The sequence below is a fragment of the Micromonospora narathiwatensis genome, from assembly GCF_900089605.1.
In the GTDB taxonomy this organism is placed as follows: Bacteria; Actinomycetota; Actinomycetes; order Mycobacteriales; family Micromonosporaceae; genus Micromonospora; species Micromonospora narathiwatensis.
In genome coordinates, this window is the sequence record NZ_LT594324.1 from 5933801 (window position 1) to 5957025 (window position 23225).

At 70.2% G+C, this 23225-nt stretch carries 17 protein-coding genes, 1 tRNA gene and 3 pseudogenes; 13 read left to right on the forward strand and 8 right to left on the reverse strand.

Annotated features, from left to right (window positions below; all coding sequences use genetic code 11):
• Positions 1 to 769 precede the first annotated feature (769 nt).
• Positions 770 to 1678, reverse strand: a complete 909-nt coding sequence (locus tag GA0070621_RS26225) for an AraC family transcriptional regulator (RefSeq protein ID WP_091200740.1) — start codon at positions 1676 to 1678, stop codon at positions 770 to 772.
• 75 nt (positions 1679 to 1753) lie between these two features.
• Between GA0070621_RS26225 and GA0070621_RS26230 the strand changes: the two genes are divergently transcribed.
• Together GA0070621_RS26230 and GA0070621_RS26235 are read left to right on the forward strand one after the other, a co-directional pair.
• Positions 1754 to 2602 carry an NmrA family NAD(P)-binding protein gene (locus GA0070621_RS26230; protein ID WP_091200742.1) on the forward strand — a complete coding sequence of 283 codons (849 nt, stop codon included), beginning with the start codon at positions 1754 to 1756 and terminating at the stop codon, positions 2600 to 2602.
• Complete coding sequence (locus GA0070621_RS26235) at positions 2599 to 3021, forward strand: VOC family protein (protein ID WP_091200744.1); 423 nt, start codon at positions 2599 to 2601, stop codon at positions 3019 to 3021. Before GA0070621_RS26230 ends, GA0070621_RS26235 begins: the two co-directional genes overlap by 4 nt.
• An 822-nt stretch (positions 3022 to 3843) precedes the next feature.
• Here GA0070621_RS26235 and GA0070621_RS26240 read toward each other — a convergent pair.
• The 3 genes from GA0070621_RS26240 to GA0070621_RS26250 all read right to left on the reverse strand — a co-directional run bounded on the left by GA0070621_RS26240 (position 3844) and on the right by GA0070621_RS26250 (position 7505).
• On the reverse strand, positions 3844 to 4491 hold the full coding sequence (locus GA0070621_RS26240) for a nucleotidyl transferase AbiEii/AbiGii toxin family protein (RefSeq protein ID WP_091200746.1): 648 nt from the start codon (positions 4489 to 4491) through the stop codon (positions 3844 to 3846).
• 2 nt (positions 4492 to 4493) lie between these two features.
• The gene (locus GA0070621_RS26245) at positions 4494 to 5060 is read right to left on the reverse strand and encodes a hypothetical protein (protein WP_091200748.1); all 567 of its coding nucleotides are present in this window, start codon (positions 5058 to 5060) and stop codon (positions 4494 to 4496) included.
• Between the two features lie 96 nt (positions 5061 to 5156).
• Positions 5157 to 7505, reverse strand: coding sequence for a TOTE conflict system archaeo-eukaryotic primase domain-containing protein (locus GA0070621_RS26250; RefSeq protein ID WP_167667405.1), 2349 nt, complete (start codon positions 7503 to 7505; stop codon positions 5157 to 5159).
• Between the two features lie 61 nt (positions 7506 to 7566).
• Here GA0070621_RS26250 and GA0070621_RS26255 point away from each other — a divergent pair, with 61 nt between their 5' ends.
• The 6 genes and pseudogenes from GA0070621_RS26255 to GA0070621_RS26280 all read left to right on the forward strand — a co-directional run bounded on the left by GA0070621_RS26255 (position 7567) and on the right by GA0070621_RS26280 (position 12566).
• Positions 7567 to 7878, forward strand: a complete 312-nt coding sequence (locus GA0070621_RS26255) for a hypothetical protein (protein ID WP_167667407.1) — start codon at positions 7567 to 7569, stop codon at positions 7876 to 7878.
• Positions 7879 to 7884: 6 nt separating this feature from the next.
• Positions 7885 to 9036 carry a hypothetical protein gene (locus GA0070621_RS26260; RefSeq protein WP_091200752.1) on the forward strand — a complete coding sequence of 384 codons (1152 nt, stop codon included), beginning with the start codon at positions 7885 to 7887 and terminating at the stop codon, positions 9034 to 9036.
• Between the two features lie 356 nt (positions 9037 to 9392).
• A pseudogene (locus GA0070621_RS26265) lies at positions 9393 to 10406 on the forward strand (IS110 family RNA-guided transposase); the annotation flags it as partial.
• Between the two features lie 115 nt (positions 10407 to 10521).
• Positions 10522 to 11886: pseudogene (locus GA0070621_RS26270) on the forward strand (IS1380 family transposase); the annotation flags it as partial.
• A gap of 190 nt (positions 11887 to 12076) precedes the next feature.
• Positions 12077 to 12289 (forward strand): annotated as a pseudogene (locus GA0070621_RS26275) (IS110 family transposase); the annotation flags it as partial.
• A 201-nt stretch (positions 12290 to 12490) separates the two neighbouring features.
• A tRNA-Arg gene (locus GA0070621_RS26280) sits at positions 12491 to 12566 on the forward strand.
• Between the two features lie 154 nt (positions 12567 to 12720).
• Here GA0070621_RS26280 and GA0070621_RS26285 read toward each other — a convergent pair.
• The 4 genes from GA0070621_RS26285 to GA0070621_RS26300 all read right to left on the reverse strand — a co-directional run bounded on the left by GA0070621_RS26285 (position 12721) and on the right by GA0070621_RS26300 (position 16068).
• Positions 12721 to 13938, reverse strand: coding sequence for a tyrosine-type recombinase/integrase (locus tag GA0070621_RS26285; protein ID WP_091200753.1), 1218 nt, complete (start codon positions 13936 to 13938; stop codon positions 12721 to 12723).
• Positions 13939 to 13941: 3 nt separating this feature from the next.
• Positions 13942 to 14151: a helix-turn-helix transcriptional regulator gene (locus tag GA0070621_RS26290; protein WP_091200755.1), complete on the reverse strand. Its 210-nt coding sequence runs from the start codon at positions 14149 to 14151 to the stop codon at positions 13942 to 13944.
• Positions 14148 to 15299: a TRM11 family SAM-dependent methyltransferase gene (locus tag GA0070621_RS26295; protein ID WP_231921102.1), complete on the reverse strand. Its 1152-nt coding sequence runs from the start codon at positions 15297 to 15299 to the stop codon at positions 14148 to 14150. Before GA0070621_RS26295 ends, GA0070621_RS26290 begins: the two co-directional genes overlap by 4 nt.
• 79 nt (positions 15300 to 15378) lie before the next feature.
• Positions 15379 to 16068: a hypothetical protein gene (locus GA0070621_RS26300; RefSeq protein WP_091200759.1), complete on the reverse strand. Its 690-nt coding sequence runs from the start codon at positions 16066 to 16068 to the stop codon at positions 15379 to 15381.
• A gap of 718 nt (positions 16069 to 16786) precedes the next feature.
• On the opposite strand from GA0070621_RS26300, the gene GA0070621_RS26305 reads away from it, so the two are divergent.
• The 5 genes from GA0070621_RS26305 to GA0070621_RS26325 all read left to right on the forward strand — a co-directional run bounded on the left by GA0070621_RS26305 (position 16787) and on the right by GA0070621_RS26325 (position 23204).
• Complete coding sequence (locus tag GA0070621_RS26305; protein ID WP_091200761.1) at positions 16787 to 17617, forward strand: hypothetical protein; 831 nt, start codon at positions 16787 to 16789, stop codon at positions 17615 to 17617.
• A 288-nt stretch (positions 17618 to 17905) separates the two neighbouring features.
• Complete coding sequence (locus tag GA0070621_RS30580) at positions 17906 to 18349, forward strand: pilin (RefSeq protein ID WP_167667413.1); 444 nt, start codon at positions 17906 to 17908, stop codon at positions 18347 to 18349.
• Positions 18350 to 18351: 2 nt separating this feature from the next.
• On the forward strand, positions 18352 to 20496 hold the full coding sequence (locus tag GA0070621_RS26315) for a hypothetical protein (protein ID WP_157740058.1): 2145 nt from the start codon (positions 18352 to 18354) through the stop codon (positions 20494 to 20496).
• Between the two features lie 6 nt (positions 20497 to 20502).
• Positions 20503 to 21450 (forward strand): PrgI family protein, encoded by a 948-nt coding sequence (locus GA0070621_RS26320; RefSeq protein ID WP_091200763.1) that lies wholly within the window; start codon positions 20503 to 20505, stop codon positions 21448 to 21450.
• On the forward strand, positions 21447 to 23204 hold the full coding sequence (locus GA0070621_RS26325; RefSeq protein WP_091200765.1) for a VirB4 family type IV secretion system protein: 1758 nt from the start codon (positions 21447 to 21449) through the stop codon (positions 23202 to 23204). The genes GA0070621_RS26320 and GA0070621_RS26325 overlap by 4 nt, the downstream gene beginning before the upstream one ends.
• Positions 23205 to 23225 lie beyond the last annotated feature (21 nt).

Below are 23225 nucleotides of genomic sequence, written 5' to 3' on the forward strand. Positions count from 1 at the left end.
ACCGGTGGTAACCCCCGAGGCGACGCGAACCGTCACACGGTCCCGGCCTTGTCAAGGCAGGGACCGTCTGTCGTTTCCGACGTGGTCCCGAGCCGCTACCGCCACCCCGGGGCGCGGCCCGCCCCCGTCCAACTCGTCCAGCAGCGCTTGCACCCCCTGCACAAAGCGCCCGCGGCGACCGCGACGACACCTTCGACAAGGATGTAGCCCGCCGTCGCGTACGCAGAGTAACGACGAATAGACCGCGGCCCGTGGACAGGGGTAGATGAGTGGGCCGAGCAACGATCCGTCCTGGAACTCTGCCTGGCTGACGGAGACGATGTCGCCAACATGGTGCGCGAACGCTGCTGCCGATATCGGCAGGCATCGAATACGGGCGGCGAGGTGCTAGGGCTGCGCCCCCTCGATCTGGACGGCCTGGTCGCTGATGATCCCGCTGCATCGCACATCGGAGCGGTCCACCGAGTGTGGGGATGGCACACGATCGTCAACCGGGCTGAGGAGCACTTCGCCTAGCTACTTCGACCTGAAAAAGTCGCCGAAGGAGTCATCGGCTTGTCATGCGAGCGACTTGCGCAGGCCATTGTCAGTCCGTTTCGGGAAGTGAAGTAGTTGGCGCACCGCCAGGTCGCCGAGTGGGGCCGCCGCGCCGAAGATGATGCCGGCGGCCAGGAATCCGACGGCCGCCGCGGTGCTCGCCGGCCAGCGGCAGCCGCCACAACGGTGTCGATCGTCCAGACGGCTCGCCCGCCGCCGTCGACCTCACCCTTTATCCGGGTATGGGCGCGTTCGCATCGCGCCAGCGGCCGGGTGGCACGCCGTGGTGGCGGCGGAAGGCTGCCGCGAACGCGTTGGGTGAGGTGTAGCCGGTCCGGCGGGCGATCTGCTCCAGGGTGAGTTCGCCGACCAGGAGGTAGTCCCGGGCCAGGGTCAGACGCCAGTCGGTCAGGTACTGCATGGGGGTCTGTCCGAGCGCGCGTTCGAAGTTGCGGGCGAACGATGGGCGTGACATGGCGGCCAGGCGGGCGAGTTCCGGGACGGTCCAGCTGCGTTGTGGCTCTTCGTGCATCGCCTGGAGCGCCCGGCCGAGCCGGGGATCCTCGGCGGCGCGGTACCACCGTGGCGCGGTCGGGTTCTGCTCGTAGGAGGCGCGTAGGACGAGGACGAGGAGGACGTCGAGCAGCCGGTCGAGCACGGTGTGGCTCCCGGGAGCCTGCTCCTGCAGCTCCCGCGAGATCAGGGAGACGACGTCGTGCACCTGGTCGTGAGCGGACGGCCGGATGACCAGCACGGGTGGGAGCGCCTGGAGGAGGCTTCGACCCACGTCACCGGAGAGGCGGTAGGCGCCGCACAAGAAGACGCAGGCGCCCGGATCGGCGGCATCGGTGTCCGCTGTGGCGGCCCAGAACTGTTCATGGGAGACGCACGTGCCGGGGCTCGGCTCGTCGGCGATGTGGTGGTCGCGCCCGCCGACGACGATCGCGAGGTCGCCGGGCAGCAGCCGCTGGGCCTCGGCCGGGTCGTCCAGCCAGAGCCATGCGTGGCCGCGCAGCACCGTGTGAAGGGAGAGCTGGATGGAGCCCGGCAGGGTCAACCCCCAGGGCGGCAGGGCTGCGGAGCGCGCGAAGACCGCTCCCAACGCTCGGGCCCGCACAAGATAATCCTGCAACACGTCCACGGGGTGAGCGTAACGCGTTGCTATCTGAGCGCAATACGCATTCATACGCGCATCACGGTATGACACCGTAGAGGCATGACCGAATCGCAGCCCACCGTCCTCGTCCTCGGCGCGACCGGCAAGACCGGGTCCCGCGTCGTCTCCCGCCTCCGCAGCGGCGGTGTCGCGGTCCGCACGGCGGCGCGATCCGGCGCTGACGTGGCCTTCGACTGGAGCGACCGCGGCACCTATGCCTCGGCGGTAGCGGGCGTCACCCGGGTTTACCTGATGGCGCCCGTCCTGCGCATCGACTTCGCCGCGGACGTCGCGGCGTTCCTCGACGAGGCCGAGTCGGCCGAGGTCGAGCATGTGACCTTCCTGAGCGCGTACGGGATGGAGCACGCGCCGGCCGAGTTCGCCCCTCGGGCGGTCGAGCTGGACCTGAGCAGGCGAAATCGGCTGACCCACACCATCTTGCGTCCGGCGTGGTTCATGCAGAACTTCAGCGAGACGTTCCTCAAGCCGGTGAACGGCGCCGTCGTCGTGCCCACCGGCGACGGTGCTGAGGCGTTCATCGACGTCGAAGACATCGCGGCCGTGGCCGCGACCACGCTGACCGACCCGGTTGCGCACGCCGGTGCGGCGTACAGCCTGACGGGGCCGCAGGCCCTCACCGTTGCCGAGGCCACCGCGATCATCGGCAAGGCCGCCGGCCAGCCCGTCGTCCACCAGGACATCGACCGCGAGGCATGGATTGCCGCCGTGCTGGCGACCGGCGTCCCCACCGACTACGGCATCGTCCTCCGCCAGCTGACCGAAACGGTCGCGTCCGGCAACGGGTCGCGTCCCGACGACACCGTAGAGAAGATCACCGGCAACCCGGCGCGGACCTTCCGGGAGTTCGCCCGCACGAACGCCGCCGTATTCCGTGAGAGCTCGAAATGATCGACCACGTCTACATCTCGGTCACCGACGTCGACACGGCGTCGGCGCTCTACCTCACCGCCCTCGGGCCCCTTGGCTGGAAAGAGGTCGGCTACTACCGGGCCTCCTCCGGGCCGGACAACGTGCCCGACCTGTTCGGCATCGGTGACGCCGCCTACCTCTCCACCGGCGTCGGCTCGAGCATCTGGCTGCGGCAGCGCAATGCCGGCGAGACGGGCCTCTACCTCGGCATCCGCTGTGACAGCAACGACGCCGTCGACGCGGCATACGCCGCAGCCATCAGGGCCGGCGGCATCGACGAGGGGAGGCCGGCCGAGCGAACCTACTTTGCGCCCGGCTACTACGCCGCCAACGTCGCCGACACCGATGGCAACCGGCTGGAATTCGCCCATAAAGCGCAACTCCAGCCTCGCCGGTGACGAGCCGCCCACGATCACCACGGCCAGAACCAAGGACGATTCTCCAAGAACTCCTTTCTCAGGGACTCGTCGCAGGCGTTTCACTCCGGTACTGTTCGCGATCTTGATGCTCGTGATCCGGGTGAAGGCGCACAAGTAAGGTGACTCGCAGGCGGGCGATCTGCTCAAAAATGTCAGGTGGCAGGAAGCGCCGGCATGTCCGGTCTCGGGACCTGCGTGGCCGCCTCCACCCTGTCCCACGGCTGCCAGTAGGCGGCGGAATAGCTACACGTGTCCGGTACGTCCCGAGACTGCCCGCGTCGTGATCTGAGCCAACGCTCGAAGCCCGCGGAGGGCTACCGCCGAGGCGCGCCATGCCGGCTGGCGGCTCCCGGGCCGGTGGAGCGGGCGGCCACATCATGATCTTGGATGGTGTGCGCGGGTGTGGGCTCTCCAGCGGACGCCAACCCAGGTTAACCGGTGCCAACGCGGGTCACCGTGGCCGACCGCCGGTCGCAAACCGGGTTCGTGTGCTCGGGGTGTGGTCCTGGCCTGGGAGAACAGGGGTGCGGGTGACGTGGGTGAACGTGGGCCACTCCCTGCCACCCCAAAGTGAACCCCCCAGGTCGCTAGACTAGGCCCTCGCGCCCTCGTAGCTCAGGGGATAGAGCAACGGTTTCCTAACCCGACGCTCCGCCGGTGTCCACAGGCCGATGACCTGCGGCTTTCTGTCTTCTGCCGTTGCGTGCCGGTCGCTTCGCGGGCTCGCTGCGATCGCTTGCTGAAGATCAGCTGGAACGTTGCGGGTTCTGCGTGTACAGGCTTACGCAGTCGGGAGCCGAGTCATCCTTCCTCGTCGTCGAGCAGTTCGCGGCGCCATTCGGCGAATCGGCTGCGGAGTTTGTCCAGCGCTGGGCCGGTGACGCCGTACTGGGCGAAGTCGTCGGGATCGAGCTGGGTGGCTTGTCCGAGGGCGTCGGCGAAGATGCGCGGGTCGAAGCCCCGGTCGGCGCGCTGGGCGAGGGTGAGGAGGGCTTCGCGGGTGTAGCGGCCGGATCGGAGCGTGGCGTCGATGTCGATGAAGTCGCGGGCGAACGCTCGTCCGTAGAGTGCGCTCATCTTGTTCGCGACCGCGTCGTCGGGGTGGAGGACCGGTCCGATCGCCATGAGGATCGGTTCGTTGGCACGCCAGTCCACGCCGAGTTCGACCTTGGAAACCCGGATACCGTCGGTGACGGCCAGCCGGGCGAAGGTGTCGTACTGGCGCTCGGTCTCGACGGTCAGGCCATCATCTCGGTAGGCGTGCACGATGGCGGTGACCGCGGCGGTGAACTCCTGCCGGCGGTCCCAGGCGGTGAACAGGTCGACGTCCTCGCTGGGCCGCTCGAGAAGTCCGGCGGCCTGCACCGCGTAGCCGCCGGCCAGCGCGAAGCCGTATCGTTCGGCGGCCGCGAGCCCGGTACGGGCGAGGCGTTCGTGGAAGGGGTCCACCGCTACGCCGCGTTGATGCGGGTGGCGGCGAGTTCGGGGAAGGCTTCCTCCCAGCGCTGGCGGAGTTGGGGGGGCAGCCAGAGGGTGGGCCAGAGCCGCCCGAGGAGGTCGGCGTCGAGCCAGGTGTTCAGGTCCTCGACCGTGCTGGCTTCGGTGAGCACCACCTTGTACATGCTGGCCAGGCGTGCGGCCCGGTTCAGGTCGTACTCGGCGTGCCCGGACCAGTCGAGATGACGCGGAAGCGTCACCGTGCCCTCGGTCGGGCCGTGCAGCGCGGCGAGGGTTTCGGCCACCACGTAGGGCTTCCGGTCGCCGTAGGGCCGGTAGTCTGCTGGCGGCTGGGGTGACGTCCTGCGCCGGCTGATGTTGGTCGCCCGCCGGACCTCCGGTCGTAGCGCCTGACGGATCGTCTCCCGGCTGTATCCGGTGACCCGCTGCAGATCCACCGGCCGCCAGCCGGCCGCGTGAAACGCCCGGAGCTGCTCGTCCCGCTCGGTCAACGCAGCCGCCCGCGTCGCCTCGTACCGGGAGACAACCGCGTGCAGCTCATCCTCGGAAAACCGGCCCATGCCCGTAGCCTACTACGCTAGGCCAAGCGCGCTTGGCATCTTTGTCATATCCCTGTAGTCGGCGGGACCAGTCATGGTGATCGCGATGGGATGCGCTCATGTTCTGGTGAAGCCGAGGGCCCGGTATCCGGGCATGCGGCGTGGGGAGTGAGGCGGCGAGGATGGGTGTGGCCGGGTCGTGGTAGTCGTGGACCTCGGCGAGGTCCTTGCCGGGTGCGGTGCGGATGACGCGGCCGGCGCATTGGACGAGTAGGCCGTCGTAGGAGATCGGGCCGGCGAGGAAGAGGGTGTCGAGGGCGGGGGCGTCGAAGCCTTCGCCGATGAACGGTGTGGTGCCGATGACGAGCGGCCGGCGCCGGCTTTGGCGCCGTCGAGCCGGTCAACGATGATCCGCCGTTCGCGGGTGCTCATCGCGCCTTGGAGCACGAGCGGCTGGTGTCCGCGTGCTGCGAGCAGGGCGGTGAGGGCCTCGACCTGGGCGACCCGTCGGGTCAGGACGAGACAGTTGCGGCCGCGGGTCAGGGCTTCGGCGACGTCGTCGGCGATCTGGGTGTTGCGGGGCTCGTCGAGGGCCAGTCGCCGGTGTACCTCGGCGAGCGCACCGGGTGCGTCCAGGTCGATGTCGCCGGGTTGGAAGGTGGTCTCGTGGATGTGCAGCGCTCGACGGGGTCCAACGTCGGCGTGCATCGCCGCCGCGAGGGTGCCGGGTTCCTCGTCGGTCAGGGTGTGGCGGACGGGTCCGAGTTGCCAGGTGACGAGTTGGCCGAGGCCGTCGCGTCGGGTGGGGGTGGCGGTGAGGCCGAGCCAGAACTGCGCGGCGATCCGTTTGACCGAGTGCTCGTAGGCTGCGGCGCCGAGGTGGTGGCATTCGTCGACGATGACGTGCCCGTACCCCTGGGTCAGGGTGGCGATGTCGTCGTGCCGCGCGAGGGAGGGCAGCAGCGCGATGTCCACGGTGCCGGTGAGCTTGCGTCGGCCGCCGCCGAGTTGGCCAGGCTTGATGCCGAGGAACTGTTGGATGCGGGTGCGCCACTGGTCGGCGAGGGCTTTGCGGTCGACGAGGACGAGGGTGGAGGTGTTGCGTTCGGCGATCACGGCGCAGGCCATGACGGTTTTGCCGGAGCCCGGTGGGGCGACCAGGATTCCGTCGTCGTGGGCGAGAAGTGCGCCGACCGCGTTGGCTTGCTTGCTGGTGAGTTCGGCGGCGAACGCGGTGTCGATCTCGGTCCCGGAGTTCCGTGCGTCCGCGACGGCCAGTCGCGACCCGGCGTGTTCGACGATGGCGGCGATGGTGTGCCGCAGGCCCCGCGGGAGGACCAGGCGGTCATCGAGGGTGAGGTCGTAGCCCTGGATGAAGCGTGGGGTGTCCCAGGTGGACTTGCGGAGTCGCTGCAGCTCGTAGAACTTCGGGTTGGCCATGGCGGCGGCGTGCTTGAACGTCGCCAGTGCGGCAGGGGTCAGCTGGGCGGCGTCGATGCTCAGCCCGGCACCGGCCTCCGCGTGGACCACCGGAGGCAGCGGAGGACGGACCTGGGTCGCCGCGGATCGGCTCATCGTGGCGACGTCGGCACCGGTGACGGCTTGTTTGGCCTGCCGGGCGATCTGTTCGGCGTCGCCGGGGCTGAGCCGGTCCAGCGTCGACAGGAATGCCCACTGGTCGGCGTACGGCTCGAGGGTGCCGAGGTCGAGGAAGGTGGTCAGTCCGTCCTTGCGGCGGCGGCCCTGTAGCGGTGCGGCGATGAGGTTGCCGAAGCCACCCTCGGGCAGCACGTCCTGGTTGGGGAACAGCCGGTCGTACGAGCGGAGGTCCATCGACCCGCGAAGCACCATCGCCTCACGGAGAAGGACGGTGCCGACGGCGCGTGCGGTGGCGGCGGAAACGGCGCCGGTGAAGAAGACCCACACGTGGGCGCCGCGGCCTGACTGGGAGATCTCCAACGCGGCGGGCACCGCGCTGGCCCGCGCTGCTTTCACGTACGCGAGGGCGTCGAGCATCGCCGTCGGCCCGTCGAAGTCGGCCACGACGAAGTGGCAGATGTTGCCGGGCATCAGCGGGTACAGGCCCATGAACACGTCGCCGACCAGATGCGCCGCGACGACCTCCGTCGTCCGGGGCAGGTAGGCGGCACCGCGCCGGTCCATACCCTTGCGCCAACCGCCGGCGACCGCGGGCATCCACCCAGCAGCGCCGGTACGGGCGTTGTTCCACCGCACGGCGTACACGTCGGCCCTGGCCCGGAACCGGTCGGCGAACAACGTCAGCTTGTCCTGTGCCGGCGAAGCCATGGTGACCAGCCCTGGCGGGTCCACCGGCGCGGACAACTGCTCCGGTGCCGCAGTCGTGTCCTGGCCGCGCAGCTCCAGCAGACGCGCCAGTCGGGCGTTCTCCGCCCGTAACCGCTCCACCTCCCGCCGAAGATCGACGAACTCGGCCACCGAACCCATGCCGACCATCCTCGCGCATCGGGCTCCGAGCACCCTGACGCCGGTCCGCTATCCTCCGCCGATGGCATCGAAGGGGACTGCCGCGCTGGAGGCGATGATCGAGGAAGCCACCGTCGATACGGATGGTTACGAGGACGAGCGCGCCGGCCTGTTCGCCATGATCGAGGAGCATCTGGCGGTGCCGTTCACCACCACCGTCCTCGGCGTCGAGGTCACCGTGCGGAAGGTCGAGCTGGCAGCGGACAGCGTCGTCGCGGTCTGCGTCCGGGACCGCCACTGGCAGCGGGTCGGCCTACTCGACCTTCCGCTACCCACCCCTACGCCGGACGGCGCCGCGTGGATCGACGCCTACCGGCACTGGGCCGGAAGGTAGGCCGCTATGAGCGAGTACCAGTACTACGAGTTCACCGCCGTCGACCGGCCCCTCACCGGCCGGGAGCGGGCCGAGCTGCGGTCGCTGTCGACCCGGGCCGACATCACCGCCACCAGCTTCGTGAACACCTACGAGTGGGGCGACTTCAAGGGCGATCCGCGCACGCTGGTGGAGCGGTACTTCGACGCGCACCTGTACCTGGCGAACTGGGGCACCCGCCGGCTCATGCTGCGGCTACCGAAGCACGTGCTCGACCCCGTCACGGTCGCCCAGTACTGCCAGGGTGGCAGCGCATCCGCGTGGACCGCCGGCACGCACGTCATCATCGACCTGCACGACGAGGACGAGGACGGCACCGACGAGTGGGACCTCGACGGCCACGGTCTGCTCGCCTCCATCATTCCGGTTCGGGCCGGCCTCGCCGCCGGTGATCTGCGCCTGCTGTACCTGGGCTGGCTGCGCTGCGTACAGTCCGCCGAGATCGCCGACGACGAGCCCGAGCCGCCCGTCCCGACCGGGCTGGGCACCCTCGACGCGCCCCTCACCGCCGTCGCCGAGTTCCTGCGCATCGACCCCGACCTGATCGCGGCCGCGGCGGCTGGGTCGGCGCCGGCCGCCTCCGGTGAACCGGCCGCCGCGCAACTACGCACCTGGGTCGTCGGGCTGCCCGCCCGGGACAAGGACGCCATTCTGACCGACCTGATCACTGGCGGCGACAGCCACCTACGCAGCCGACTGCTGCGCCGCTACCGCGACGCACACCACACCGATACGCCCACCCCAGCAGTCGCCCGTACCGCCGGGGAACTGCTCGCCACCGCCGCGGAGTTGCGCGCCCAGCGAAAACGACGGGACGCCGAGCAGCGCGAACGCGACCGGATTCGCCGGGAACGGTCTGCCGCAGCAGCCCGGCAACGGCACCTCGACGCCCTCGCGGTCGATCAACCCGCCGCCTGGCAGCGGGTCGACGACCTCATCGCCACGAAGAAGCCCCGCGAGTACGACACCGCCGTACAACTCATCGTCGACCTGCGCGACCTCGCCGAAGGCGACGGAGACAGCACGTCGTTCCGGCACCGGTTGGCCGAGCTACGAGCAGTGCACGCCCGCAAGCCCAGCCTGCTCGAACGCCTCAACCTCGCAGGCCTTGACACCTGAGGCTTGGTTCGCCGCCCGGTGACCGTCACCGAGGCGCGCAAGATCGTGAACCGCCCGGCGTCCCCGGCGCGACGTCCCTGACAGCGGCGGCTTGGGCTCCGGGTGTCCGTCGGGACCCGCAACCGGGCATCGAACTGTGTCGTTTGCTGGGGTGGACCCGGAGGGTCGGGTGACTGTCTGGGTGTGTGCTGCCGATGTCATGGCCAGCTAGGAGTAGGACGCCCCGGCCCTCGCTGATGACCGCTGTATCAGCACTGGATGGAGACTTGCGACCGATCGCCCTTTCCGAAGTTGTGGCTACTGAACCGCGGCGGGTCCACGCCCCTTGACCAGACAACCGAAGAGGGTGATGCCCGATGGGCAGCCTGTGGGCCGGCGTCGATGTCGGCAAGACCCACCACCACGTGTGCGTCGTCGACGACGACGGCACCGTGGTCTTATCTGAGAAGATCCCTAACGACCAGCAGGCCATCGGCGGCATCGCCGGACGGCTCGGTAAGCGCCGTAAGCCGATCCGCTGGGCCATCGACCTGCGGGGCGGACCCGCCTCGCTGCTGCTGGCGGTGCTGTTCGACCGCGGTGCGGACGTGCGCTACGTCAGCGGCACGGTCACCTCCCGGATGGCGGAGGCGTTCCACGGCGAACGCAAGACCGACGCCCACGACGCCTACGTCATCGCCCAGACCCTGCGCATGCGCGCCAATCTACCGACCCTCACCGTGGCCGACGGGGTGCAGCAGCAGTTGAAGCTGCTCGTCTCCCGCCGCCTGGACCTGGTCGCCGACCGGGTCCGCATCACCGCCCGTATCCAGGACCTCCTGACCATGATCAGCCCTCCCCTCGAGAAGGTGCTGAACCTGCGCAGCAAGGGCGCGCTGCGGCTCCTCGCGCAGTGGCAGACCCCTGGCGGGCTGCGCCGCGCCGGTGAAGCCCGCATCCTGGCCCACCTGTGCCAGGACGGCGTGCGGGCCGCCAAGGCACTCACCACCAAGGTCCTCACTGCCGCGCGGACGCAGACCGTCGCCGTCGCGGGTGAGGCCACCGCGGCCGTGATCGTGGCGGAGATGGCGACCGATCTGGAGGCGGTCAACGAGCGCATCACCGCCATCGAAGCCACCATCGCTGCGGTTGTCGCCGAGCACGAACTGGGCGAGATCGTCACCAGCCTGCCCGGCATCGGCACCACCCTCGCCGCCGAGTTCCTCGCCCACGCCGGCACCCTCACCACCTACGCCAGCCCCGCGGCGCTCGCCGCCCACGCCGGCCTCGCACCTGTCTCTCGCGACTCCGGGCGTCGGCAAGGTCACCAGGTTCGGCCCCATCGCTACCATCGCGGGCTACGCCGAGTGTTTAGCCTGGATCCGTGGACGAGGGCTGGTCCATTGTGGCTGGGGCGGCGTGGAAATATGACGAGAGTGCCCTCTGGGCTGGGATGATCGGGTTTGTCTAGAACGCGAATCTCACCAGCTCGGAAGGGCACTCTCGGTGCAAGGATCTCATGCCTGGCGTGCGGACAGCGCGGTGTTCGACGAGGACAATCTCGTGTCGTGTGCAGGGCTGGTGCCTGTGCTGGAACTGGCGGAGCAGGCAGGGTTGTCCCGCCTGTTGGACGAGCACGTCCAGTTCGCCTGCGAGCGGCTCAAGTCCGGTGCGGCGAACCCGACGCCGAAGCTGACCTCGATCATCGCCGGGATGGCCGCCGGCGCGGACAGCATCGATGACCTGGACGTCATCCGGTCCGGTGGGATGAAGAAGCTGTTCAGCCGGGTCTACGCCAATTCCACGTTGGGGATCTTCCTGCGGGAGTTCACCCACGGCCACACCCGCCAACTGTCAGCGGTGCTGCGCCGGCACCTGGTCGCCCTCGCGCAGCAGACCCCGGTGCTGGACGGCATCAACGACCACGTCTTCATCGACATCGACTCACTGCTGCGCCCGGTATACGGGCACGCCAAGCAGGGCGCCTCGTTCGGGCACACGAAGATCGCGGGCAAAACCATCCTGCGCCGGGGCCTGTCGCCCCTGGCCGTCACGATCTGCACCGCGACGGCGGCACCCGTGCTGGCCGGCGTGCGGTTACGGGCCGGACGCGCCGGCTCAGCCAAAGGCGCCGCGTCCATGCTCACCGAGGGCATCAACACCGCTATCGCCTGCGGCGCGGACCCGGCAAAGATCCTGGTACGCGGCGACTCCGCCTACTGCAGCGGCAAGGTCATCACCGCGGTCGTCAAAGCCGCAGCGCAGTTCTCGTTCGCCATCGCCCGCAACCCGGCCGTCGACGCCGCGATCGCCACCATCGGCGACGAGCAGTACACGCCCGTGCACTACCCAGGCGCCGTCACCGACCCCGACACCGGGCAACTGATCTCCGACGCCCACGTCGCCGAAGTCGAATACACCGCCTTCGCCGACACCCGCCACCGCATCACCGGCCGGCTCATCGTCCGCCGCGTCCTGGACGCCAACACCCAGGACCCCCTGTTCCCGGTCTGGCGCTACCACCCGTTCTTCACCAACAACCCCGAGCCCGTCACCAGCGCCGACATCACCCACCGACACCACGCCACCTGCGAAACCGTCTGGTCCGACCTCATCGACGGCCCCTGGGCCCACCAGCCCTCCGGCTCGTTCAACGCCAACACAGCCTGGTGCATCCTGGCCGCGATCACCCACAACCTGCTCCGCGCCGCCGGCACCCTCACCGGCACCGCCCGCTACGCCACGGCCCGAGGCGCCACCCTGCGCACCCACTTGATCAACATCCCGGCCCGACTCGCCCGCCCACAACGCCGCCCCGTGCTGCACCTACCCAGCCACTGGCCCCGAACCCAGGCATGGCTCACCCTCTGGAACGCCGTCTTCACCACATAAACACCCCGACCCGCGCACAGCACCCCGGCCACCACACGCATCCACGCTCACCACACGACCATGAACCGAGAACGCTGGGCAGACCAGCAGCACAACCACACCCTCAAACCAACACCAAGATCGAATCACCCGATCACCGGCCGACTCGAAACCGGTCCACGGATCGAGGTTTAGCATGTCCAGCTTCACCGCCCTGACCCACTGCCCACGATCGCGCGCCTACTACGACAAGAAACGAGCCGAAGGAAAAACCCACCGCCAAGCCACCGCCGCCCTGTCCAGACAACGCCTCAACGTCCTCTGGGCCTGCATCCGCGACAAGACCCCTTACCAGCCCAAGCAGTCAAGATCAGCGGGGGTGGCGTCATGCGAACTCGCGTAGAGACTCCTCCAGCGGGTGCCAACCCGGGTCAACCGGTGCCAGCGGGGGTCACCCGTGGCCGACCGCCGGCCGCAACCCGGGGTTCGTGTGCTCGGGGTGTGGTCCTGGGCCGGGAGAACAGGGGTCCGGGTGACGTGGGTGAACGTGGGCCACTCCCTGCCACCCCAGGCGAACCCCAAGGTCGCTAGACTAGGCCCTCGCGCCCTCGTAGCTCAGGGGATAGAGCATCGGTTTCCTAAACCGTGTGTCGCAGGTTCGAATCCTGCCGGGGGCACCAAGACAAGGCCCTGACCAGCAAGAAGCTGGCCAGGGCCTTGATGCGTATCTATGCGGTTTTGAATCGCCCCCCGAAAACCCCTCAGTAACGCTGGTGGGCGATCGGGTTCTAGCGGGTCCGTGGTGGGGCATGTCGGGGGACGGTCCCTGTGTGTCTATCCGGTCCGGCGTGCGCCATGGGGGCGACGCTCGTGGCTGGTCGTGGCCCGGCCAGCGCCGAGTTGTTCGAGGATGTCGGAGCTGTCCGGGGCGAGAGCGGGCTTGACGATGTAGTGCCTGTTGGTGACCTGCTCGGTGGCGTGCCCGAGTTGGGCTGCGGCGTGCTTGGCGTCAGCCTCCTTGTCGATCAGGGTGGCGACGGTCTTGCGGAAGGTGTGTGGCGTGACCCATTCGAGGCCAGCGTCAACGCGGGCCTGACGCCACTGGCGGCGCACGTTCTGCGGAGACAGCCAGGTGCCGCGCCGGGAGGCGAAGATCGCATCGTGAGGGTTGTCGGCGGCCGTGAGTTTTCGGGCCATCAGCATCCCGACTGCGAAGCGAGGAAGGACAACGGTTCGGAAACCGGCGTCGGATTTCGTCCAGTCCTGCCGGAAGAAGCCCTTGCCCTTGAGGTAGACGATCGTGCCGCAGATGGTCAGTGTCGGGCGTTCGGCGGCAAGGTCGAGGTCTTCCCAGCGCGTTGCCAGGATCTCGCCGATGCGGGCGCCGGTGGCGAGCATGAGGTCGATGATGTCGCCCAGATCGCCGGTGTGCCGGGGCCCGGGTTTACCGGGGGTGGTCTTCTGCCACCGTTGGATCGCCGCACGGACGCCCTCCAGCTGCTCCGTTTCCAGGGCGACGACCTTGCGGCGCGGGTTGCGTAGTCGGCCGGTGTCGCGGACGGGGTTGGTGGTTATTGCGCCACGGCGTACGGCTAGGGCGAGCATCTGCGTGAGGACGACCTTCGCGAGCCTGGCGGCTGTCGGGCGGTCCTCGGCGACCTTGCGCAGGAACTTGTCGATGCGGCCGACGGTGGCCTCTCGGATCCGAAGGTTGCCCAGGGCGGGCACAACCGAGACGCGCACGCTGACTTCGTACTGGCTGATGGTCTGGGGCGCGAGACGCTCCTCTGCGGTGATCTCGTCGAGCCAAAGGCTGGCGAGTTTGCTGATGTGGGTCTCCCGGGTGATCTCGTCGTCGTTGGGAGCGGCACGGTCACGAAGTTTGACCTTGAGCGCCCGGATAGCGGCGGGGCCGGTGGTGTCGGTGGCCTCGACGTCGCGGGTGCTGCCGTCGTAGTCGCGGAATCGGGCTCGGGCGCAGTACCGGTTGGGGCCGAGCTTCTCGGTGCGGATGTTGCCCCAGGTCCCGATGGGTAGTGGAGGTCGGGCCATGGCTCAGCGCTCCGGGTCGGTTTGGGCGTCGAGCCAGCGGTCGACCTCGCTGCGCCGGTAGCGCAGGGTGTTGCCGACCCGGATGGCGCGCGGTCCCTTACCTCGGCTGTGCCAGGCGTAGAGCGTGTTCTTCGGCTTGCCCAACCAGGTCGCGACGTCATCGATGGTCAGGAGGGGGTCGGGTCGCGACTCGCCGGCGGTCGAGGCGCTCACGGCCGGTCTGCCGTGTCGGATGACCCGGCCTGCTGGCATGGTGCGTTGGGGCCGGCGAGCGGATGGTGGGCGATGGTGACGGCCCGTTCGGGCCCGGGGGTGTTGTGTGGATGGGGCGGGCACGGTGCGGGTGTCCTTTCAGCGTCCCGGCCCGGGTCGGGCCGGGTGTGGATGACGCTGCCGCCGGGGTTGACGGGGTGCGCCGGGTGTGCCCGTCGATCCACGCTGGTCGGGGTGGAGTCATCAAGCCCACGGCCGGCGGGCGGTGCGGCGAGGGTGACGCCGCCCTGCGCGGAGTTGTGCGGGTTGTGGTTCGTCCTGCGTAGCTGAAACAGCAGAAGATCCTCGTGCTGGATGAGCCATTGCGGATCGCCGGTGTTGATGGCGTCGCGGACGTTCTTCATCTGGAAGAACGAGGCCCGTGGCACCAGCACGCCGTCGCGGACTCCGGCGATGAGCGCCACGAGTTCTTCGACCAGGGTCAGTCCGGCGGCGAGTCCGGCGGCGGCGACCATGCCGGGGATGTCGATGAGTTCGCCGCGTCGGCGGTAGGGGCGGGCGGTGACGGCGACGTACCCGCCGGGCCGCAGCACGGCGGCGCAGCCGGTGAGGATCTGGGTGAATCCATCGGCCAGTTCGACGTGTTCGGTGTAGGCGAGGTTGCCGGCGTCGGCACCGTACCGGTGGTGGATCTTGCGGACTTTGCCTCGGCGGGGGCCGGGGGTGCGGACGTGGCCGTGGGTGGACGGCCCGTACGGCGGGGAGGTGATGACCAGCGAGACGCGACCGTGGACGTCGGCTGGCAGCAGGGCGGGGAGCCGGCGGGCGTCGCCGGTGTAGATCTCGCCGGTGCCGGTTGCGCCCTGGCTGGTGGCGAGGCGGATGTTGTCGGCGGCGTGTTGTGCCCAGCGGTTCTCGTACTCGACGCCGATGCCGTGTCGGCCGAGGTGCATGGCTTCCACGAGGGTGGTGCCGATGCCGGCCATGGGGTCTACGACCAGATCGCCGGGCTGGGTGTAGGTGGCGGTGAGGTAGCGGGGGATGGTGGGCAGCATCTTGCCCGGGTGTTCCATGGAGGCCGGGGTGTACCGGCCGCGCCGCAAGTCTCGGGAGGCGGTCTGTCCGGTCAGCAGAACCGAGCCCTGCATCCCATCGGCGATGAGGGCGAACAGCCGCGCAACGTCGCTCGCGTCGAGGTCGGAGGTGGAAGCGGCGGTGGGGACGGGCTCACGCATCGGTGTCCTTTTGGTCGAGGGTGGTCGCCGTGAACGCCAGGACGTCCATGTGAGTGCGCAGGTGCCGCCCGTGCAGCAGCGCGGGGACGGTGCTCGCGGCGGTCGCCGCGTCGGTGCGCGGGTCGTGGGCCGGGAGGGGGAGCACCAGCACCGGGATGTGCTGGTGGTAGTTCAGCCCGGCGATGCGGGCGGCGCTGATGACGATGCTGCGCCGAGAAATCTGACCCGACTCAAGGCCGTGGGTGGGCAGCGCGACGAGGACGAAGCCGCCGGGGCGCAGTAGCCGGTGCCACCGGTGCATCGCTGCGGCGGTGTCGCGCAGTCCGAGGTCATCGCGATCGGGGCGGGGCAGTCCAGCCAGCAACAGCGCAACGCCGTCCTCGGCGACGCGCCGGGCGCGGACGGGCCGTCCGTCGGTGACTCGGAGGTCGTCACCGTCGGTGGTGATGGTGCCGGAGTGGCGGTGCAGATACCGGGCGGCCTTCGACACGGTCGGGTGGTTGTCGAGGTCAGCCACGAGGTCGCCGTCGCGGGTGTAGTGCCGGATCAGCCAGGCGAGGCGCTGCGGGTCGAGTCCGTGCCATGCGGCCGGGTCGACTAGCGGCGCGGCGCGGCGGTGGACGGGGACGAGGAACAGCCCGACGGGTGGGCGTTCGGGGTGGTGCGAGTGGGTCTGCGGCATGGGTGGTGGGCCACGTCCGCCGACAAGCGCTGACACTAAGGGAATACAGATCAGGGCCTCGATTTGGAGGACAGCGCCCCGCCCACCGGCCGCTGAGTCCGACGCGTTCGGCGTGTTCAACCGGGATGAACAAGATCGTGAGAAGGTTGAACGCGCAGGTCAACGGTTGTACACCAGCCTTTGACAAGCCGTGACCGAGATGGAGAGGAATAACGGCCGAGCCGGCAGCGCCCTGGCGGTGACCCAAGCTTCGCCGATCGCTTCTCGCGATGCCACGTACAAGATCAACCTCTCACCATGAACACGGTCGTCTCGGCAACGGAATGCCGTGAACACGCTCTGCCGTAGCTCGCGGACTGCGCGCCGACCATGAACACCTCCGGCCCGAGACCTTCGGCGCGGGCCTTTTTCGCATCAATGCCATCGGATGCGTACGCGGTTGTCCGAGCCCTCGACGGGGCGACCGGTGCCCCCGGCGGGCGGCGGCTTGAACGGGCAGCGAGCCGGTTGCACACGGCTGTGATTTCGGCGGAGCCATCGTCAGGCATCGCATCGGAGACTGTCATCGCCGTCCCGGCTGATCACGCTCAGTTCAACCTAGAACAAGATCATCGGTGTTCAAGTTGTGTTCAACCGCCCTGGTGGCGTGGGTGCTGCACCGCCGACCGGCCTTCGATCGCCGGCCCGGCAATCCCAAACACCACCAGGGAGTACACCCATGTCTGCGAACACTCGCCCCGTTGCCGGTCCGCTCGCCGGTCACCCGGGATCACGGCCCGGCGCGGCACTGCTCGGCGCGATCGACTACCGGTTCCGGCTGTGCGGCGAAGGACCGCAGCCGCAAGCCGTCGACGGCCGGCAGCTCGGCCACGGCCTGCCGCGCCGCCGGATCGCGCTGACCGAGCTGTCGGCCATCCTCATGCACCCCTCCTGCGGCGCCGCGGCCCAGGACGCCGCGTGGAGGCTTCTGGTCGTCCGAGCCCGCACCGGCGAGGACCGGTGGGTGGTCGGCGCGATCGGCGTAGCCCTGCCCGGTCTGCGGCACCGGGCGCACCTGCTGTCGAAGCTGTCGTCCGGCGACCTGCACGCCGCCCTGGTCGAGGCGTTCCTCAAGGCGTTGAACACGGTCGAGCTTGACCAGCCGGGCATCGTGAACGCCCTGCTCAACGCCGCGTTCTCCGGTGCCCGCGCCGCTCTGCGCGGCCAGGAGCCGGCAGAGTCGGGGGAGGCGGACTTCGCGCCCGGCTCGGCGCTGCCGCCCGCCCCGTACGGTCACCCGGACCTGGTGCTGGCCCGCGCGGTGCGTATCGGGGCGATCAGCGTCGCCGAGGCGGACCTGATCGGCGGGACGTTCCTGGAGGACACCAGCCTCGCCGCGTACGCCGAGCGCACCGGTCTGCCCCGCTGGGGTGTCTACAAGCGGCGCAGCGCCGCCGTGCAGCGCCTCGTCGCGGCGATCCGCTCCGGGGCGCTCAGCGACCCGACCGCTGACGTCATCGCCGAGGCAACCGGCACCACGGCCCCGGCGGCGACCCCGCGCCGGCCGTGATGCACCAGTTCTGGGCTGCGCTTCTCCAAATCGGTCCTCGGATTTGTATTCCCCTAGTGCGGGACTTCCCGCACTAGGTGACCTCCCCGACCGGCCCCGCTGACGGCGCTGACACCCCGTTCGCCCGGCCCACCACACCTTCGTGAGGAGGACGGCCCTCGCGCCGGTCGGAACCCCTGGTCACCACATGCGGGTCGATGCACTCCCGCCTCTGCCACCCACCGCGCCGCAACCGAGCCCCGCCACGCCCCGGGGCCGGTTGCGGCCCGACCCGGAGGTGTTCCACCCATGACCAGCAAGCCCACCCGCGAGCCGGCGTCGCGGCGCAAGCCGCTCCCGCGTCCGCGCCGGCCCCGACTGCACCCCTCCGACTGGATGCTCTACCAGGCCACCCGTCTCATCCCGGCCCTGATCCTCGTAGCCGCAGTCCTCGCCACCGTCATCGTGCTGGGCGATACCGCCGCCTACGCCGCCGACGCCGGGGCACCGCTGCCGCTGGCCGCCGACTCGATCGAGGCAGTGGTCAACAACATCACGAGCTGGCTGGTCGGCATCCTCGTCGCCGTCGCCACGCTGTTCCTGACCGTCGGCGGCCTGCGCTACCTCGCCGCCAACGGTGACCCCAGCGAGACCGAAAAGGGCAAGCTCGCGATGAAGTCCGCCGCGATCGGCTACGCCCTCGCGCTGCTGGCGCCGCTGTTCGTCAGGATCGTCGGCGAGTGGGTGAAGTAGCCATGCTGCCGACTCGCGCCGCACAGCGCATCTCTCGCCCGGCACGGCTGGCCCTGGCACTGCTGCTCGGCCTAGGCCTCGCCAGCGGCGCCGCCGTCACGGCCACGCCCGCGCAGGCCGAACCCGCTCCCGCCCCCGCGCCGGGTGTGCCCACACCCGGTATCCCGCCGTCACCGAGCGGCCCGATCCCCATCCCCACGCCGACGCCGAGCCCCATCGGCCCGCCGCCGACGGGCACCCCGACGCCCGCTCCCACCCCGACGCCAGACCCGTCACCCGGAACCAGTCCGACGCCACCGGCGGCCACCTCGACCGACGACGACCCGGCCTGGTACGACATCTCCGGCCAGATCCGGAAGGGCATCAACAACTTCTTCGCCTGGATGGTCGAGACCGGCCTGGCCCCGGTTATGGACACCCTCGGCAAGACGGTGCTGTCGACCCCGGACCTGACGACCAATCCGCAGGTCAAGACGATCTGGACAACGAGTCTGGTCATCGCCAACGCCGTCTTCGTGTTGTTCGTGATCGTCGGCGGGTTCGTCGTGACCTCGCGGGAGACCCTGCAGAGCCGACACGGGCTCAAGGAGATCCTGCCCCGCCTGGTGATCGGCGGGGTCGGCGCGAACCTGTCGCTGCTGCTCTGCGCGAAGATTCTCACCGTCGCCAACGCGGTGACCGCCGCGATTGCCGGACAAGGAGTCGACGGTCCGGCCGCAGCGACCGCCCTCACCCAGGCGCTGAGCAACGCCGGGCAGGGCAACAACTTCCTGCTGACCCTGATGATCCTCGCCGCGCTGGTGATGGCCATCGTGGTCGTGCTGACCTTCATCCTGCGCGTGGCGGCCACGATCCTGCTGATCGGGGTGTCCCCGCTCGCGCTGATGTGCCACGCCACTCCGCAGACCGAGGGCCTGGCCTACACCTGGTGGAGGGCGTTCGGAGCGTGCCTGGGCATGCAACTCGCCCAAGCCTTCATCATGCTGGCCACCGTTCGGGTGTTCCTGACCCCGACCGGACCGGCGGTCCTCGGCCTGCCGATCACCGCTGACGGGTTCCTCGGCATCGGGGTCTGCCTGACCATGCTGTGGGTCCAGATCAAACTGCCGGGCTGGATGAAGCAGTTCATCCTCGGCCCGCTCGGACAGTCCCGCGGCCGGGGTCTGCTCGGCCAGCTCGTCTCGACGTACCTGACGTTCAAGACCCTCGGCCTGGCGACCGGAGTGCTGGGTGGCTCGAAGGCAGCCGCCGGACGGACGGCGGGGACGGCCGCCCGGCGAGCCGGGACGATACCCCGCCCCGGCCGTCCCGGACCGGCTCGTGCGCCCCGGCCCGGCATGCCCCGTCCGTCCCGACCGGGACCGTCCCGTCCGTCCCCGCTGCCCGCCGGACCGGCCGCCTTCAGCCACGCCCCGTCCCCTCACACGCCCCTCGCGCAGCCCGCCGGGACGACCACTGCGGCGTTCAGCCACGCCACGCCGCCCGCCACGACACGCCACGCCACGGGGGACGCACCGCCCGCTGTCTTCTCGGCCGCGCCGAGCCCACAACTCGCACCGCCCGCCCCAGCACCGGCACCGAGTCCCATGCCGTTCAGCCATGACTCGACCCGTGTCGTACCGGCGGCGGAACGTCACACAGCGATCGGTTCCGCGCCCACCTCCACCAGGGCGCCAGCGGTGGTGTTCTCGGCGGCACCGCAGGCCCAGAGCGCACCGAAACGGCCTCCGGCTCCCGTCACGCCGACGTTCTCGGCCGCACCGGCGACACCGCCTCGGCCACGTCCGACGGCGGCGAGGCGAGCACCGGCAACGCCTACACGTCCGCTGTCAACAGCCAATGTCACTCCGGCCAATCTGCCCCGATCCGCCCAGCCCCACAACCCGGCGGTGTGGCCCACCCCGGCGGTGCCGACCCCGGCGGTGCGGTCGACCCGGGCGGTTCGCCCGTCCCCGTCCGTGCGTCCGGCGGTGCCGTCCCCGGTCCGCCGTCCCGCCCCCGCGCGGGCTCCGACTCCCACGCCCGTGCCGGCTCCCGAACCGCCTCCCGCCGCGCCGCCGCCCGCGCAGCCGCGTCCCCGTCTGCTACGTCCGGCCGCGCCGTCCCTGTCGCAGCGCCCCGTCCGTCGCCGCCCCGAGAAGGAGTGATCACTGATGTCCCGCCGCACCCACGACGAGCCGTTGCGCGCCCGAGTAGCGGCCGACGTCGAACGGCCCGATCGGATCGTGTTCGGCTTGACCCTCCGCCAGGTGGTCATCCTGGCCGTCACCGCGCTGATCCTCTACGCGGTCTGGACCGCCCTGGCGACGGTGGTCAACCCGCTGTACTTCATCGCCGGGTCGATCCCGGTCGGCGGGGCGGCGTTCTTCCTCGCGGTCACCCGCCGCGACGGGATCAGCCTCGACAGCTGGCTCCTGGCCGCGATCCGCCACCGCCGCGCCCCGCATCACCTCGTGCCGACCGACACGCCCATCCAGCCGGCACCCGCCTGGGTGGCGACCACGAGTAAGCGGGGCACGGTGGCGATGCCCGCGCCGCTGCGGCTGCCGGCGAAGGGCATCACCGCCGACGGGCTGATCGACCTCGGCCCGGACGGCACCACCGCCCTGGTGTCGGCCTCGACCGTCGCGTTCGGCCTGCGCTCACCCGGCGAGCAGAACGGCTTGGTCGCCGGGTTCGCCCGCTGGCTGAACAGCCTCGACTCTCCGACGCAGATCCTCGTCCGCGCACGGCGCGTCAACCTGACGCACGTCGCCGACCGCATCGAGCACCACGCCCCCGCGTTGCCGCACCCGGCCCTGGAGGAGGCGGCCCGGTCGCACGTCGGGTTCCTCGACGACCTCGCCACCGGCCGCGAGCTACTGCACCGGCAGGTCACTGTCGCCGTGCGGGGGCGGCGCGGCCCCGGCAACACCGCTCACCAGGCCCACGAGGCGGTCCGCGCGCTGGCCGGATGCGAGGTGGCCGCCACGGTTCTGGATGGCTACGACACCCAGACAACTCTCGCCGCGTGCCTCGACCCGACCGCCCCCACCGTCGCGTGGGCCGCTGCCGGCGACCCGAGTTGGCGGCTCCACTCGGAAGGTGGTGAGCAGGCGTGAAGCTACCCAACGCACTTCGCAGGCGCCGCGCGGACGAGGCCGACGGCCTGCTGCCGGGCAGCCCCGACGCCGTGGACGTCGGCGGCCGGTCGGTGCGGGTAAGCGAGGACTACTGCGCGACCCTGGCGGTGACCGGCTACCCGGCCGAGGTCGGAGCGGGCTGGTTGGAGCCGATCCTGTCCTACCCGGGCCGCGTCGACGTCGCCCTGCACATCGAACCCATCGCCCCGATGATCGCCTCCGACCGGCTGCGCAAACAGCGCGGCCGGCTGGAGTCGTCGCGGCGCTCCGATGCCGGGAAGGGGCGCCTGGACGACCCGGAGTTGGACGCCGCCGCGGCGGACGCCGCCGAACTGGCCGCCCGGGTCGCCCGAGGCGAGGCCCGGTTGTTCCGCCTCGGCCTGTACCTAACGGTGCACGCGGACAGCGAGGCCGAACTGGCCGACCGGGTGGCCGAGGTACGCGCCCTGGCCTCCTCGCTGCTGCTCGACGTGGCTCCAGCGACGTGGCGGCAATTGCAGGGCTGGATCACCAGCCTGCCCTTGGCCGTCGACGCCCTCGGCATGCGCCGGGTCTTCGACACCGACGCCCTCGCCGCCGCGTTCCCGTTCACCAGCCCCGACCTACCGGTCACCGCCGGGGACACCGGCATGGGCGTGCTGTACGGCCTGAACCTCGCCTCGGCCGGAGTGGTGGTGTGGGACCGGTGGGCGCAGTCGAACTTCAACGCCGTCATCCTCGCCCGCTCCGGCGAAGGCAAGTCCTACCTCGCCAAGCTGGACCTACTGCGCAACCTCTACCTCGGCGTGCAGGCATTCGTCATCGACCCCGAAGACGAGTACCTACGCCTGGCCGAAGCGGTCGGCGGAACGATCATCCGCCCCGGCGCGCCCGGCGTGCGGATCAACCCCCTCGATCTGTCCGCCGCCGACGGCGACGATGCCCTGTTCCGGCGGACCCTGTTCATGCAGACGTTCGTCGCGGTCCTCACCGCAGGCGACAACACCACCGCCGCCCTCGACCCACAGGACGTGCCGGTCCTCGACGCCGCTGTCCTGGCCGCCTACCGGGCGAAGGGGATCACCACCGACCCGCGCACCTGGCGGCGACCCGCCCCGCTCCTCGCCGACGTTGCGCGGGCGTTGACCGAGATCGGCGAGGCCGGGCGGACCCTCGCCGCCCGGCTGCACCCGTACGTGTCCGGGTCGTTCGCCGGACTGTTCGACGGCCCCACCACCACCGCCCCGCAGGGGCACCTGGTGGTGTACGCGATCAAGGATCTGCCCGACGAGCTGAAGCCGGTCGGCACGCTGCTGACCCTGGACGCGATCTGGCGCACGGTCGCCACCTCCTCGCCGGACGTGCGGCGCATGGTGCTGGTCGATGAGGCATGGCTGATGCTGCGCGCCGGGCTCGGCGCGAAGTTCCTGTTCCGCCTCGCCAAGTCCGCCCGCAAGTACGGGGCCGGGCTGACCGTGGTCACCCAGGACGCCGCCGACGTGCTTGCTACCGAAGTCGGCCGCGCCGTCGTCTCCAACGCGGCCACGCAGGTGCTCCTGCGCCAGGCACCGCAGGCGATCGACGCGGTGACCAAGGCGTTCGGGCTCACCGACGGAGAACGGGCCTTCCTGCTGTCCGCGGCGCGCGGAGACGCCCTATTGGCCTGCGGCAACAGCCGGGTCGCGTTTCACAGCCTCGCCTCCGACGTCGAGCACCAGCTCGTCGTCACCGGTCCCACCCTCAGCCGCCGCTGACCTTCAACTGACCTGCCGGGA